The organism is Curvivirga aplysinae (assembly GCF_009711445.1).
GTDB classification, from domain to species: Bacteria; Pseudomonadota; Alphaproteobacteria; order UBA8366; family Aestuariispiraceae; genus Curvivirga; species Curvivirga aplysinae.
The window spans coordinates 13,070-27,558 of record NZ_SMMC01000200.1 but is presented as its reverse complement, the minus strand read 5'-3'; the positions used below and the strand labels follow the sequence as shown (position 1 = coordinate 27,558).

The 14,489-nt window shown below is 43.1% G+C and carries 14 protein-coding genes; 9 read left to right on the top strand and 5 right to left on the bottom strand.

Translation table 11 applies throughout. The features are described 5' to 3' along the window. Nucleotides 1-2 precede the first annotated feature (2 nt). Nucleotides 3-1,163, bottom strand: a complete 1,161-nt coding sequence (gene iadA / locus E1160_RS12860; protein WP_155155822.1) for a beta-aspartyl-peptidase — start codon at nt 1,161-1,163, stop codon at nt 3-5. Between the two features lie 163 nt (nt 1,164-1,326). On the opposite strand from iadA, the gene E1160_RS12855 reads away from it, so the two are divergent. The 9 genes from E1160_RS12855 to E1160_RS12815 all read left to right on the top strand — a co-directional run bounded on the left by E1160_RS12855 (nt 1,327) and on the right by E1160_RS12815 (nt 11,120). Then, a complete protein-coding gene (locus E1160_RS12855; RefSeq protein ID WP_155155792.1) occupies nt 1,327-2,034 on the top strand; it encodes an ABC transporter permease in 708 nt (235 codons plus the stop codon). After that, nucleotides 2,031-2,822 carry an ATP-binding cassette domain-containing protein gene (locus tag E1160_RS12850; RefSeq protein ID WP_155155790.1) on the top strand — a complete coding sequence of 264 codons (792 nt, stop codon included), beginning with the start codon at nt 2,031-2,033 and terminating at the stop codon, nt 2,820-2,822. Before E1160_RS12855 ends, E1160_RS12850 begins: the two co-directional genes overlap by 4 nt. Continuing rightward, nucleotides 2,819-3,667, top strand: coding sequence for a substrate-binding domain-containing protein (locus E1160_RS12845; RefSeq protein ID WP_155155788.1), 849 nt, complete (start codon nt 2,819-2,821; stop codon nt 3,665-3,667). Before E1160_RS12850 ends, E1160_RS12845 begins: the two co-directional genes overlap by 4 nt. Nucleotides 3,668-3,812: 145 nt before the next feature. Then, a complete protein-coding gene (locus tag E1160_RS12840) occupies nt 3,813-5,696 on the top strand; it encodes a monovalent cation:proton antiporter-2 (CPA2) family protein (protein ID WP_155155786.1) in 1,884 nt (627 codons plus the stop codon). 215 nt (nt 5,697-5,911) lie between these two features. Then, nucleotides 5,912-7,105 (top strand): ABC transporter substrate-binding protein, encoded by a 1,194-nt coding sequence (locus tag E1160_RS12835; protein ID WP_155155784.1) that lies wholly within the window; start codon nt 5,912-5,914, stop codon nt 7,103-7,105. A 163-nt stretch (nt 7,106-7,268) separates the two neighbouring features. Beyond that, nucleotides 7,269-8,081, top strand: a complete 813-nt coding sequence (locus E1160_RS12830; RefSeq protein ID WP_155155782.1) for an ABC transporter ATP-binding protein — start codon at nt 7,269-7,271, stop codon at nt 8,079-8,081. Further along, nucleotides 8,078-8,785 (top strand): ABC transporter ATP-binding protein, encoded by a 708-nt coding sequence (locus tag E1160_RS12825; RefSeq protein ID WP_155155780.1) that lies wholly within the window; start codon nt 8,078-8,080, stop codon nt 8,783-8,785. Before E1160_RS12830 ends, E1160_RS12825 begins: the two co-directional genes overlap by 4 nt. 2 nt (nt 8,786-8,787) lie before the next feature. After that, a complete protein-coding gene (locus E1160_RS12820; protein ID WP_155155779.1) occupies nt 8,788-9,804 on the top strand; it encodes a branched-chain amino acid ABC transporter permease in 1,017 nt (338 codons plus the stop codon). Then, nucleotides 9,801-11,120: a branched-chain amino acid ABC transporter permease gene (locus E1160_RS12815; RefSeq protein ID WP_155155777.1), complete on the top strand. Its 1,320-nt coding sequence runs from the start codon at nt 9,801-9,803 to the stop codon at nt 11,118-11,120. The genes E1160_RS12820 and E1160_RS12815 overlap by 4 nt, the downstream gene beginning before the upstream one ends. Nucleotides 11,121-11,175: 55 nt before the next feature. Here E1160_RS12815 and E1160_RS12810 read toward each other — a convergent pair whose 3' ends face one another. The 4 genes from E1160_RS12810 to E1160_RS12795 all read right to left on the bottom strand — a co-directional run bounded on the left by E1160_RS12810 (nt 11,176) and on the right by E1160_RS12795 (nt 14,403). Next, nucleotides 11,176-11,784 carry a LysE family translocator gene (locus tag E1160_RS12810; protein ID WP_155155775.1) on the bottom strand — a complete coding sequence of 203 codons (609 nt, stop codon included), beginning with the start codon at nt 11,782-11,784 and terminating at the stop codon, nt 11,176-11,178. A gap of 49 nt (nt 11,785-11,833) precedes the next feature. After that, a complete protein-coding gene (locus E1160_RS12805) occupies nt 11,834-12,643 on the bottom strand; it encodes an AraC family transcriptional regulator (RefSeq protein ID WP_155155774.1) in 810 nt (269 codons plus the stop codon). 151 nt (nt 12,644-12,794) lie between these two features. Next, nucleotides 12,795-13,217, bottom strand: coding sequence for a 50S ribosomal protein L17 (gene rplQ / locus E1160_RS12800; protein ID WP_155155772.1), 423 nt, complete (start codon nt 13,215-13,217; stop codon nt 12,795-12,797). A gap of 151 nt (nt 13,218-13,368) precedes the next feature. Then, complete coding sequence (locus E1160_RS12795; protein WP_155155820.1) at nt 13,369-14,403, bottom strand: DNA-directed RNA polymerase subunit alpha; 1,035 nt, start codon at nt 14,401-14,403, stop codon at nt 13,369-13,371. Nucleotides 14,404-14,489 lie beyond the last annotated feature (86 nt).

The window sequence follows — 14,489 nt, the reverse complement described above, 5'->3', positions numbered from 1 at the left end:
TTTTATTCAAATATACCTTTGATGACCGCGCTACCATCTCTGATATGCCATCTACCGCGCGCCATCACATGTTGAATTTCGTTTTGATCATTTAAAATGACTAAATCGGCGTCTTTACCTGTTTCAAGTCGACCTTTATGGGATAGGCGCAAACTATCAGCAACATTTGATGTCATGGTTGGAAGAACTTCTTCAAGTGGTATATCTTGCTTTAAAACTTGATCTAACGTTTCGGGTAATGTCGATGATGTCCCGACACCAATATGCAATAACTCTCCTTGATCATCAAATTGTGGCAAACACCCACCCCCGTCAGAAGAGATCGTAATTTTATCCAAAGGTAATCCTTTTTGATGATATTGCAGAAATGCGTCTGCAGCCGATAAACCATGACCACAATCACCTTTAGGGAAAGCAGTTAAATCTATTGTCACACCACGTTCCGGCAAAGCAAGTGCGGCATCAAATAAACCTAGATTACGGTTCACATGAGTAGGATTATAGGTACGCGCAGGGATTTCAGCCACATCCAATGCCTTCTCCACCAATTCCAGATGACGCTGCCCCTCTCCTAAATGAAGATGAAGAACACCCGCCTTACCCGTCATAAGGCCAGCAACATGAACTTCGCTGGCAATTCTTAAAAACTCATCAAAAGTTGGTTGGCTTGAGCGATGATCACTAATTGCAAGTTCACCAACGCCAATAATTGGATCAACAAAAACAATATCACCACGAATTTTTTCTGTTAGTGTGATGGGTGGTACATGATAACCACCAGTATAACACCAAGCCGACACCCCCTCTTCGCGCAAACCGTAAGCTTGTTGAACCAATGTTTCTGTATTTCGGGTTAGATCATCCGTCCCCAACAAGCCAATCACACTGGTAACACCGGCAGATGTAAATTCCGATAGTTTCACCGCGGGCACGCGGCTGGCAGGACCAGTTTCACCACCACCGCCCGTAATATGTGCATGGCCATCGATAAATCCCGGGATCAACCTTGCCCCTTCCAGATCAGTATCCGTTCCAATCAGGTTTTTGTCTACATCGAGAAGCTCTTTTCCGATATATAAAATACGTTCATAGGCAGTTAATATATGGCAAATCCCCTCATCCTTTGGTGAGTAAAGATGGGCGTTCCTGATCAGATGTAACATTTCAATTAAACCAATTTTACCAAGTTTATACGCCAAAGACGCTTATAACGTAATAATTGACGGGCTAAGATTATCAAATTACTTGTTTTGTTTGTAGAAATCTTAACGTAAAAGATCAACAGGATTAATCTTAAGCAACCTTTACAAAGATTGAAGAAAGAAGATGAATGACATCTGGGAAGCATTATTAAAAGCGGTTTCGCTTGTGCTGACGCTAGATACCGATTTACTGGAAATCGTTGGTCTGTCTTTACAACTCAGTCTAACTGCGGTTGGAATTTCTCTACTCATTGGCTTACCGCTTGCTGCCTTACTTGCGCTGACAAAATTCCCAGGGCGTAAAATCCTTATAGTGGCTACCAACGTATTTATGGGTTTGCCTCCTGTAGTTGTAGGTCTTATCGTTTACGTTATTCTTTCGCGTTCTGGCCCCCTTGGCGTTCTTGGTCTTCTCTTCACACCAACGGCTATGGTCATCGCTCAGGTTATATTGGTTATCCCTATTGTCACCGCCATTTCCCGCCAAGTATTGGAAGATTATCATCAAGAATATGATGAACTCCTGACTTCTCTTGGCGTCAGTAAGATGCGCCGCATTTCGGCTCTACTTTGGGATGCACGTTTTGCTCTAACCACGGCAGGTCTGGCTGGTTTTGGGCGGGCGGCATCAGAAGTTGGCGCAGTGATGATCGTCGGTGGAAATATCGATCATCTAACGCGAGTTATGACAACGGCCATTGCCCTTGAATCTCGTAAAGGAGATTTGGTCATGGCGTTAGCATTAGGGATCGTTTTAATCACACTGGCGCTCGGTATAAATCTGGCTGCTTATTTGATAACGGAAACGGCAAAAAGGCGCTATGCGGCATGAGCTTCTCAACTAAATCAATCATGCCGTTAACGTTAGAAAATATTAGTTATTTGGCAGGACATAAAAAACTATTAAAAAATATCTCCTGTCAATTTGAAGCAGGTAATCGTTATGTTATTCTCGGCCCTAATGGGGCTGGTAAATCTTTGCTATTACGTATGTGTCATGGCCTTATTCAACCTTCAGAAGGGCAAGTAAGATGGCATGATACCTCTCGTAAAGATGCCGCAAAATATCAAGCGATGGTTAGCCAGCGCACAGTCATGTTACGTCGTTCTGCTTATGGGAATATCGATTTCGCTCTAAAGGCCAGAAACATCCACAAGTCAGCAAGACCCGATATTATAGATCGTGTCATCAAACGCACAGGCCTAGGGCGTGTCATTAATGAACCTGCCCGCGTATTATCTTTGGGCGAGCAACAACGTCTTGCGATCGCGCGTGCTTGGGCATTATCACCGCAAGTATTATTTCTAGATGAGCCAACAGCCAGCCTTGACCCACCTGCTACTCATGCCATCGAGGAACTTATACAAGAAATTTCTGCTGAAGGAACTACCGTAATCATGACTTCACATGATTTAGGTCAATCCAAAAGACTAGCAACTGATGCTATCTTCATGTTTAGGGGACATTTAAAGGAAATGGCTCCAGCGGAACAATTCTTTACTCAACCCACAAATGATTTGGCTCAAGCCTTCATTAATGGGGAACTTATTTGGTGGCAACGTCGCCCTGACAGTGATCAAGCACAAGCGACCTGCACCACTTTGGAAACAGAAAAATGAAACAAATTCATATCCTAAAGGTGACCTTAGTTGCTTGGGCATTAATTATGACAAGCACTTTGTCTTTAGCCGCAGCTGATAAAGATACAATCATTCTAGCTTCAACGACCTCTACCCAAAATTCAGGTTTGTTTGATCATATTCTGCCAAAATTCGAAGAAGCGTCTGGGACCAAGGTTAACGTTGTTGCAGTAGGTACTGGCGCAGCTTTGAAACTCGCACGAAATGGCGATGCTGATGTCCTGATGGTCCATCATAAGAAATCCGAGGAACAATTTGTTACCGATGGTTATGGCGTTGAACGCTTTGACCTAATGCATAATGATTTCGTCATCATTGGCCCTGAGTCAGATGAAGCAAATCTATCTCAGATGAAATCTGTAACAGATGCTCTAAAAGCAATAGTCCTATCCAATAAAATCTTTGTTTCCCGCGGGGATGACAGCGGCACCCACAAACGTGAAATTGAACTTTGGCAACTTGCAAACATAGCCGAAGATCAAAAAAACACGAAATGGTATAGAGAAGCAGGAGCCGGAATGGGTGCGACCTTAAACGTTGCTATTGGAATGAATGCATATACCTTAACAGACCGTGCCACATGGGTCAGTTTTAAGAATAAACAATCCCACAAAATCCTATTTGAAGGAGATCCAAATCTCTTTAATCAATATGGGATAATTCTCGTAAATCCTGAAAAGTTTCCTCATATCAAAGCCCAAGCAGGACAAAAGTTCATTGATTGGATGTTGTCTAAGCAAGGACAAAAAGCAATCGCCAGTTATAAACTGGAAGGTCAGCAGCTTTTCACTCCAGATGCAATTTCTGGCGATTTATCAAACTAATCACTGGTGACTTCACTTTTTACTATCATAAGAAAACGGGACTTCTTGCTATTTTGAAAGAAGTCCTGTTATTGTTTTGAGAAACCTATGTTAGATTAAGATCAGGATATAAAAACGATACTGCATATCGGGGTTGGGGCAGGTCATGGAACTTCTGCAAGACGCATTTATTTATCTTTTGGCGGCCGTTGTTGCCGTACCTATCGCTAATCGCTTGGGATTGGGATCCGTTTTAGGATACTTACTTGCCGGGATTGTTATCGGTCCCTTATTAGGTTTTATCGGTGCAGAAACCGAGGAAGTAAAGCATTTTGCCGAATTCGGGGTTGTTATGATGCTCTTCCTTGTAGGATTAGAACTTCAACCTATGATGCTTTGGCGTATGCGTACACGTCTTCTTGGTCTTGGCGGTATGCAGGTTGGCATCACATTGGGCCTAATTACTGCAATCGCGATGTTTTTTGGTCTTCCTTGGCAAACGGCCTTAGCTGTCGGCATGACCTTAGCTCTTTCTTCAACAGCTATCGTATTGCAAACACTGACAGAAAAAGGGCTAATGCAAACACCGGGCGGACAATCGTCTTTCTCCGTACTGCTGTTTCAAGATATTGCTGTCATCCCGATGTTAGCTGTTATTCCCTTACTCGCCGTAAATGAATTCGCCCCAGTGGTCGAAAATATGTCCAGCCATGGAGATGGACCTCTAGAGCATGTTTCAGGTTGGACACGTACGCTTCTTGTCCTTGGTGTCGTTGCCGCGATTATTGCGACAGGTCGTTACTTCATACGCCCAGTATTCAGATTTATTGCCGAAGCCAAACTCAGAGAAATTTTTACCGCAGCAGCTCTATTGCTCGTTATTGGTATTGCTTTATTAATGGACTTGGTCGGCTTATCCCCTGCTCTTGGAACATTCCTAGCCGGTGTCGTTCTTTCCAGTAGTGAATATCGTCATGAATTAGAAAGTGATATCGAACCATTTAAAGGTCTACTACTTGGTCTCTTCTTTATCTCGGTTGGTGCGGGAATAGATTTTGAACTTCTATTCAGGAACCCTATTCTTATTCTTGGGATGGCCGCTGCTCTTATTCTCTTAAAGATGTTAGTCCTACTATTCTTGGCCCGCAACTTCAAATTACCCTTTATTGATGCTTGGCTATTTGGCCTTGGGCTTGCTCAGGCAGGTGAGTTTGGCTTTGTTCTTTTCGGCTTTGCCAAAGCAAACGGTATCATCCCCAATGAAATTGTGAATACCCTTATGTTGGTGGTTGCTATTACAATGCTCTTCACGCCACTACTTTTCATTATTCATGAACGTGTTGTTGCACGTGTCGCTCTTAAACATAGTATTCATGATCGTGATGATGATGAAATCGAAGTTCAGAACAAAGTGATCCTCGCAGGTGTTGGACGTTTTGGACAAGTCATTGCACGCCTATTACTCACCAATGGTTATCAAGTTACTGTCTTGGACCATGACCCCCAGCTCATCGAACAGATGGGCAAAACAGGAATCAAAACATATTACGGCGATCCAACAAGACCAGACCTTTTGCACGCAGCTGGCGTAGAGAATGCTGAGCTATTCATAGCAGCGGTCGATAGCCCTGAAAGTCAAACCATCCTTGTAAAGAATGTGGTTAAAGCCAATCCAAATTGTAGAATCATCGCACGGGCTTATGGTCGTCATCATGTATATGAGCTGGAAAATGCAGGTGCACATATCATTATCCGTGAAATGTTCGAATCAGCATTAACCGCAGGACGTTATGCCTTGATTGAGCTTGGTCATCATGCCTTCCGCGCGGCTCAAAAAGCACGTGCATTTCGCCGACATGACCGACAAACCATTGATTTACTTAGAGAACATTGGTCGATTGAAGGCGATAATCAAAATTATATTGATGTTATGCGCATTCAGGGTGAAGAACTTTACGAAATCATGCAAGCAGATGCTTCAGAAGCAGACCACCATATGGCAGAAGAAATTGGAACTGAAACTGACGATACGGACCAACAAGGTATTTAACCTCCCTACAACGCAACGTATTGTAGTAACCGCTCATCTCTTAACTTATTGAATATTGTGCTTTGCAGCATAGAAAAATAAACTTTCTGATTGCCCATATGGGTAAGAAATTCTAATACTATGTTTCCGGCGGATTTTATAATTAAGAAACACGCTGAAAATTTTTTGAACAGACCCAACAGGGGTTTAATGAGTTATCTCAAGGGAGTTTTATTATGAAAAAACTACTTATGTCCGGTGTGACAGCATTGGCATTGGCAGCTGGTGCGGCTTCTGCACAAGCAGAAGACATCAAAGTTGGTGTAATCCTAGGTTTCACAGGTCCAATCGAATCTTTAACACCTGATATGGCTGGCGGTGCTGAAATGGCGTTGTCCGAAGCATCCGAAAGTGGAAAATTACTTGGTGGGTCCACAGTATCCTCCGTTCGTGCAGACAGTACATGTGTTGATGCAGCTGCAGCAACATCCGCGGCAGAGCGCTTAATTACATCTGACAAAGTAGCTGCAATTATGGGCGCAGATTGTTCAGGCGTAACAATGGCTGTGGCAAATAATGTTGCTGTTTCCAACGGCGTTGTCATGATTTCACCATCTGCAACCTCCCCTGCTTTGACATCAATTGACGACAAAGGCTATTTCTTCCGTACAGCACCTTCCGATGCACGCCAAGGTGAAGTATTGGCAGATATCGCGATTTCTCGCGGTCTAAAATCCGTTGCTGTTACATATACAAACAACGACTATGGTAAAGGTTTGGATGAGGCATTCCGTGCTGCTTTTGAAGCTGCTGGTGGTAAGGTAGAAATTTCTGCGGCACATGAAGATGGCAAAGCGGATTATTCTGCAGAAGTTGGTGCACTAGCAGCAGCAGGTGCAGAAGCATTGATGGTATTTGGTTATGTTGACCAAGGTGGTAAAGGTATCATCGAAGCATCTTTGGATGCAGGTGCGTTTGATACATTTATTGGTTCTGACGGTATGATCGGTGAATCTTTGATCGACGCATTGGGTAGCGACCTTGAAGGATTCGTAACATCCGAGCCATCAAGTAAAACAGATGGTATGGGTGTTTTCGTTGAATCTGCAAACGCGGCAGGTATCAAAGGTGATGGACCATTTGTTGCGCAATCCTATGACGCAGCAGCACTAATCGTGTTGGCGATGCAAGCTGCAGGTTCTGCTGATCGCGCTGCCATCCAAGCAAACATCTTGAATGTTGCAAACGCACCTGGTGAAAAAATCAATCCTGGTGAACTAGGCAAAGCGTTAGAAATCCTTGCAAACGGTGGTCAAGTTGACTATCAAGGCGCAACTGGCGTTGAATTGACAGACATTGGTGAAACACCTGGTGTCTACAAAGAGCAAGAAGTAAAAGATGGCGCTTATGAAACCATTAAGTTCCACTAAGGAATTTCTTCTACGCTAAACAATTTCGGTAAAGCCCGGCACTTTGTGTCGGGCCTTTCCATTTTTAGGGCTACACGTTGAAAGTTAATTTTGAACTTTTGCGTTGTTTTCTCTAAAATAAAATTACAAAACTTGGGTAACAATTAGAAAGATCGGCCTCAATATGATTAAGGTTGACAATATACATAAGTCTTTCGGCGGCTTTAAAGCACTTAATGGTGCGTCGCTGGAGATCGAAAAAGGATCGATTACAGGTCTTATCGGTCCGAATGGTGCGGGTAAAACCACATTATTCAATGTCATCGCGGGCGCGTTGGAACCGACTTCCGGTCATGTATATCTGGATGGTGAAGATGTGACAGGATTAAAACCACATGAGTTATTTAAAAAAGGTATGCTTCGTACCTTCCAGATTGCTCATGAATTTTCAACTATGACTGTACGGGAAAACCTTATGATGGTCCCTGACGGCCAATTAGGTGAAAATTTATGGCATGCATGGTTCAGTGGCTCTAAAGTCAAACAACAGGATGCTGAAATCCGTAAAAAAGCGGATGAAGTTATCGAATTTCTTGAAATTTCGCATGTCGCAAATGAGCTGGCAGGTAATCTATCAGGTGGTCAAAAGAAGCTATTGGAACTTGGTCGCACCATGATGGTCGATGCTAAGGTTGTGTTTCTAGATGAAGTTGGTGCTGGGGTAAACCGTACATTGTTAAATACAATTGGCGATGCGATTTTACGCCTGAACAAAGAACGTAACTATACATTCGTCATGATCGAACATGATATGGACTTTATTGGTCGCATGTGTGACCCGGTGATTGTTATGGCGGAAGGCGCGGTTCTTGCGGAAGGTACAGCACAAGAAGTTCAACAAAACGAACAAGTTATTGAAGCATATCTTGGAACAGGTTTGAAAAACAAACCAATTGAACAGATGGCTCATAAACAAGATGAGGAGGCAAAATCATGAGTTTCCTGATCGGTGAAAATATGATCGGCGGCTATGGTAGCGCTGATAATATTTTGAAAGGTTGCACCCTTTCAGTTGAACGTGGTCAGATTGCCGTGATTGTTGGTCCCAATGGGGCAGGTAAATCCACAGGCATGAAAGCTGTCTTTGGTATGCTGAACCTACGTGAAGGTAGCGTGAAACTGGATGGCAAAGACATCACCAATCTGAAACCACAAGAACGTGTGAATATCGGTATGGCGTTTGTCCCGCAAACACATAACGTTTTTGGTGGTATGTCCGTTGAAGAGAACCTCATCATCGGTGCTTATCGTCGTGAAGATGATTTCTCTGACACCATGGCGCAGGTTTATGACCTTTTCCCCATCCTAAAGGAAAAGCGTCATCAGCCAGCAGGTGAGTTATCTGGCGGTCAACGCCAACAAGTCGCAGTTGGTCGTGCGTTAATGACGCAACCATCTGTGTTGATGTTGGATGAACCGACAGCCGGTGTGTCCCCGATTGTAATGGATGAGCTGTTCGATCGAATTATTGAAATTCGTAATTCCGGTATCGCCATTTTGATGGTGGAACAGAATGCACGTCAAGCCTTAAACATCGCCGATGTAGGCTATGTTTTGGTGAATGGATCCAATCGTTTCACAGATACAGGGCAAGCCTTGCTTGAAAACCCTGAAGTTCGTAAATCTTTCTTGGGAGGTTGATCATGGAAGATATTCTTAACTCAATCATCCTATTGGCCAACTTTGTCATCGTCCCGGGTATGACCTATGGCTCTCAGTTAGCCCTTGGTGCACTTGGGGTCACTTTGATCTATGGTATTTTGCGTTTCTCCAACTTTGCACATGGTGAAACAATGGCATTTGGTACCATGATTACCATTATGGTGACTTGGTTCATGCAATCGGTTGGTATCAGTTTTGGCCCTCTGCCGACAGCATTGTTGGCTTTACCATTTGGTGCCGCAGCAGCGGTAGCTATCGTTCTTTTCTCTGACCGTGTGGTTTATAAATACTATCGTGAGAAGAAAAGTAACGCTGTCTTCTTCTTGATTGCATCCATCGGTATCATGTTTGTGATGAACGGTATTGTTCGTTTCATCATTGGTCCAAAGGAACAACGCTTTGCTGATGGTGAACGCTTCATCATTAAAGCACGTGAATTTAAACAAATGACTGGTTTGTCTGAAGGTTTAACTATCAAGATGACCCAAGGATTAACCGTTGTCATTACAATCATCGTGGTTTATGCCCTCTTCCGCTTCTTGCAGCATTCCAAGATGGGCCGTGCGATGCGCGCCTATTCCGATAACGAAGATTTGGCATTGTTATCCGGCATTAATCCAGAAAAGGTTGTGAAAATCACATGGGCAATTGCAGCTGTTTTGGCAACTATTGCCGGCGTACTTTACGGCCTTGATAAAAGCTTTAAACCGTTCACCTATTTCCAATTACTTCTTCCGATCTTTGCCGCCGCAATTGTTGGAGGTGTTGGTAATCCTATCGGTGCGATTTTAGGTGGCTTTGTAATTGCCTTCTCCGAAGTAACTGTGACTTATGCATATAAAAAATTCCTCAAATATCTGGCGCCAGAAGGTATGGAACCAGATAGTTTGATGCAATTGCTATCTACAGATTACAAATTCGCTGTATCTTTCATTATTCTGGTTGTGGTGCTTCTGGTACGACCGACCGGTATTCTTAAGGGGCGCGTGTTAGAATGACCCAAACTACAAAAAACTTCGTTTATTTTGCCATCATGGCTGGCTTATTGGTCGCCGTGGGGGTCATTCAAAGTTGGTCCGTATCATTATCCATTTTTAACCTCTGCTTGATCTCTGCTGTGATGGCATTAGGTGTAAATATGCAATGGGGATATGCTGGCCTATTTAACGTAGGTATGATGGGCTTTGCTGCTATTGGTGGCGTTGCTGCTATGTTGGTTTCCATGCCGCCTGTAACGGCAGCTTGGGCAAATGGTGGCGGTGATCTTATGATGTCCGGCCTCATGGTTGTTGTGACTGTTCTGGCAATCATCTTAATCCTTCGTAAAATGCCTAAAGGAAAGAAACGCAATTACACAATTGCGGCTGCTGTTATCGCTGGTTACTTCCTTATTCGTCACTTTTACGATCCTGCTGTTGGTGCCATTGAATCAACCGAAGCCGCCAAATATGGTTATTTAGGTGGTTTAGGCATGCCAATCCTGTTTTCCTGGATTATCGGTGGTTTGTTTGCAGCTGGTGCAGCTTGGTTGATTGGTAAAATCTCCCTAGGCCTTCGCGCAGACTATCTTGCGATTGCCACATTGGGTATTTCAGAAATTGTCATTGCCATTTTGAAAAATGAAGACTGGTTAACCCGTGGCGTAAAGAACGTGACTGGTCTACCGCGTCCAGTTCCCTATGAAGTAGACCTTCAGGCGAGTGAGTGGTTCATCAATTTATCCGCAACTTTTGGTGCGGATCCTATCGAAGCCTCATCTATCTTCGTGAAACTTTGCTACACAGTGCTCTTCATGGTGGTTCTAGGCGTTATCTTATATCTGTCTGAACGTGCATTAAACTCCCCTTGGGGTCGAATGATGCGTGCAATACGTGATCGTCGCGATGCGGCCTCTGCAATGGGTAAAGATGTTAAGGCGCGCCATTTACAAATCTTTGTTATTGGTTCTGCTGTCGTCGGCATTGCTGGTGCAATGTTAACAACACTGGATGGTCAGTTCACACCGGGTACCTATAACCCACTACGCTATACCTTCCTGATCTGGGTTATGGTGATCGTGGGCGGTTCTGGTAACAACTGGGGCGCTGTCCTAGGTGGTTTTGTGATCTGGTTCTTATGGGTCGAAGCTGAACCTATAGGCCTATTTGTGATGGAAGTTGTCACATCTGGTATGGATGATGGTAGTGCCTTGAAAGCACACTTAATCGAAAGTGCCGCCCATATGCGTATGATTATGATGGGGTCTATTCTGCTTCTAGTGATGCGGTTTAGTCCAAAGGGCCTCATGCCCGAAGTCGTCAGACATCACGACTGACACATAAAAACAAGAAAGGCTGGATTAACTTCCAGCCTTTTTTATTTTCACTATGCTAGACAAAAGGAAAGGTAAGTCCAAATCCTAGCAATATCACACCAGTCATCTTTTCAATCCGCCAAAGATGATTTTCCAAATATTGTACAAAGCTATTCCTGCCGATTAAAGCAACTATCAAAACATCCCAGATAAACACGATACCTGCCATCCAGACTCCATACAAAATGCGCATATCTAGACTGGTTTCCTTTGAGACCAATACCGTGAACAGAGAAAAATAAAAGATAATATTTTTCGGATTCAGAGCGGCAGACAAAAAACCTACAATAAATTGTTTTCTATAACTCTGAGCTTGTAGAAAATTACTAGATGTCTTTGACGAGAAGTCTTGCTTGTTATTTCTAACTAACAAAAACCCAATATAAACCAAATACAGAGATCCCATATAGGTCAACAAGCTAAAAATCCAACTTATCTCCTTGATACTTTCCAATCCTAATATTGCTAGAAACACATAGATCGTATTCGCGGTTGTAATCCCCAAACAGATCGAGATAGCGTATCTAGAAGGTAATTTTAAACCACCTCGAATAATTAGAAAAAAATCAGGGCCGGGACTAAGTAATGCTAGGAAGTGCGCAGACGCTAAAATCAAAAATTCCATTTCTAAACCTTTCTTATTTTTGAAAGATGTAGAAAATACCCATCAGAATTTATTGTATAAAATTGACCTGATATTCATTTGGGGTCAGCGTTGTCATCGCTTTAAAATGACGATGAAAATGGCTTTGATCATAAAAACCACACGCAATTGCGACTTCAGCTATAGAAGTTCCGTATTGCAATAACTCTCGCGCAAAATTTATTCGGCAATTCAATCGATATTCATGCGGTGTCAGATGATATGTTTTCTTAAACTTCCGGATAAGGGTAAACTTATTTATTTCAAATTCCTTCGCCAACGCTTCGATACTAAACTGATCTTCGAGATCACGTTCTAAACTCTCTCTGATTTGAGCTAACAGCGTATTATCAACCTTCAGCTCTTGCTTTAAATCGCAAGCCTCTTCAAAAATCTCTGCAATAAGTTCGATAATGCGTTGTTCCAAACTTTCTTCGTCCCTAACAGCGTTCATTAAGTCATGCATTAGTTTTATAAACGATGAATATTGTGTCTCATCAGAAAGATTAATCTGCTTAAAAGGTACAAAGTTATCTAAAGACCAAATAGCTTTTTGAAGCCCCTCACACCAAGTCTTATTCAAGTAAAGCATAAAAAAACTTCGACCGGAGGGGGACATAGCATTACAAGAATGTGGAGTTTCAGGATTAATAAGAGCTAGGCCACCAACTCTCAATACCTCAAGGTGATCAGCAACTTGATAAGACACATCCCCCTCTTCCAATGCACCAATGCTCAAAGCCTGATGCATATGTGTCTTAAATGTTTTTTTATTATTGATGGAATAACGTAACTCAAGAAAAGGAAGTTTTTTATTCTTTATAATTCGATCAGTATGCATTTTAGCCCAATCAACCTTGAAGGTAATAACTGCGACTTCAGACTATAGATATTATTCTGGTAGGTAGACACAAAAAAAATAGCCCGATGCTATCGCAACCGGGCTATTCTTTGAAACTGTTAGACGGTTAAGTCTAAGAACTAAAAAGTTCTTATGCCTCTTCGCCTTCATCTGCCATTTCAACAACAGGACCAGAATCTTGGCCTTTTGCATCTTCGTCGCGGTCTACCAACTCAATGATTGCCATTGGAGCAGCATCACCATGACGGAAGCCAGCTTTCAATACGCGAGTGTAACCACCCGGACGGTCAGCATAGCGTTCTGCCAGAACGTCAAACAATTTTGCCACCATCGCATCATCACGCAATTGAGCAAACGCCTGACGACGACGGTGCAAGCCACCTTTTTTGCCGATTGTGATGATTTTGTCCATAACACGTTTTAGCTCTTTAGCTTTTGGCAAAGTTGTTTTGATTTGCTCATGCTTGATCAACGCATTAGCCATGTTCATGAACAAAGCTTTGCGGTGGGAAGCTGTACGGTTAAGTTTACGACCTTTCATGCCGTGACGCATTGTCTTTTCCTTTCATACTCTTTCTTTAAAGATGCGCTTTCATACTGTGAGACACATCCCAAGTTAAATACCCCGGTCGTCTTCAAAGCAGTATTGCCTATATTGACTACTGCCGGGGCGGTGGTTGAAGGAACCCTTCAAGCAAAATTGCTTAGAATGGCTCTTCCAATTTCTTAGCCAAGTCTTCGATATTCTCAGGTGGCCATTCAGGAATGTCCATACCTAGGGACAAGCCCATACCGGTTAGAACTTCCTTAATTTCATTCAAAGATTTACGACCGAAGTTCGGTGTACGTAGCATTTCGGATTCTGTTTTAAGAACCAAATCGCCGATGTAAACGATGTTATCGTTTTTCAAGCAGTTTGCAGAACGTACAGACAATTCCAATTCGTCCACTTTGCGAAGCAAGTTGCGGTTGAATGGAAGTTCGGAAGCAGCATTGTCATCTTCTTTCACTTCTGGTTCTTCGAAGTTGATGAAGACTTGCAATTGATCTTGCATGATACGTGCAGCCAATGCCAACGCATCTTCAGGGCTAATGGATCCGTTTGTCTCGATTGTTAGGGACAATTTATCATAGTCTGTCACCTGACCAACACGTGTGTTGTCTACTTTGTACGACACTTTACGTACTGGTGAGAAAATGGAGTCAACTGGGATCAAGCCGATTGGTGCATCATCCGGACGGTTTTGAGCCGCTGGACGGTAACCTTTACCAAGATCAACTGTGAATTCGATATTTAAGCTTGCGCCTTTATCCAATGTACACAAAACGTGATCTGGGTTCATAACTTCGATGTCATGACCTGTTTCGATCATACCAGCTGTTACTTCACATGGGCCTTCTGCAGCCAAACGCATTTTCTTTGGACCTTCACCATGCATACGCAAAGCCAATGCTTTCACGTTCAACACAATGTCGGTTACGTCTTCACGAACACCTGGGATGGAGGAGAACTCATGCAATACGCCATCGATTTGGATCGCTGTAACAGCAGCACCTTGCAAAGAGGACAAAAGGATACGACGTAATGCGTTACCCAATGTCAGGCCGAAGCCGCGCTCTAGTGGATCAGCAACAACAGTTGCCAAACGTGTATCGTCACGAGAAGAAGATACATTCAGGTTTGCAGGCTTAATCAAAGCTTGCCAGTTTTTCTGCGTAACAGCAGCAATTTCAGTCATGAATTCATACCTCAGTTGGTCATAATCAAATTCAAGTCTTAATCCGTTCCAGACTGCAAAAGACGCTTGAAACATCAATCACACCC

Bases quoted from the DNA above. Each gene is read 5' to 3' on its own strand.
- iadA (WP_155155822.1), bottom strand. From the start codon at position 1,163: ATGTTACATCTGATCAGGAACGCCCATCTTTACTCACCAAAGGATGAG.
- E1160_RS12855 (WP_155155792.1), top strand. From the start codon at position 1,327: ATGAATGACATCTGGGAAGCATTATTAAAAGCGGTTTCGCTTGTGCTG.
- E1160_RS12850 (WP_155155790.1), top strand. From the start codon at position 2,031: ATGAGCTTCTCAACTAAATCAATCATGCCGTTAACGTTAGAAAATATT.
- E1160_RS12845 (WP_155155788.1), top strand. From the start codon at position 2,819: ATGAAACAAATTCATATCCTAAAGGTGACCTTAGTTGCTTGGGCATTA.
- E1160_RS12840 (WP_155155786.1), top strand. From the start codon at position 3,813: ATGGAACTTCTGCAAGACGCATTTATTTATCTTTTGGCGGCCGTTGTT.
- E1160_RS12835 (WP_155155784.1), top strand. From the start codon at position 5,912: ATGAAAAAACTACTTATGTCCGGTGTGACAGCATTGGCATTGGCAGCT.
- E1160_RS12830 (WP_155155782.1), top strand. From the start codon at position 7,269: ATGATTAAGGTTGACAATATACATAAGTCTTTCGGCGGCTTTAAAGCA.
- E1160_RS12825 (WP_155155780.1), top strand. From the start codon at position 8,078: ATGAGTTTCCTGATCGGTGAAAATATGATCGGCGGCTATGGTAGCGCT.
- E1160_RS12820 (WP_155155779.1), top strand. From the start codon at position 8,788: ATGGAAGATATTCTTAACTCAATCATCCTATTGGCCAACTTTGTCATC.
- E1160_RS12815 (WP_155155777.1), top strand. From the start codon at position 9,801: ATGACCCAAACTACAAAAAACTTCGTTTATTTTGCCATCATGGCTGGC.
- E1160_RS12810 (WP_155155775.1), bottom strand. From the start codon at position 11,784: ATGGAATTTTTGATTTTAGCGTCTGCGCACTTCCTAGCATTACTTAGT.
- E1160_RS12805 (WP_155155774.1), bottom strand. From the start codon at position 12,643: ATGCATACTGATCGAATTATAAAGAATAAAAAACTTCCTTTTCTTGAG.
- rplQ (WP_155155772.1), bottom strand. From the start codon at position 13,217: ATGCGTCACGGCATGAAAGGTCGTAAACTTAACCGTACAGCTTCCCAC.
- E1160_RS12795 (WP_155155820.1), bottom strand. From the start codon at position 14,403: ATGACTGAAATTGCTGCTGTTACGCAGAAAAACTGGCAAGCTTTGATT.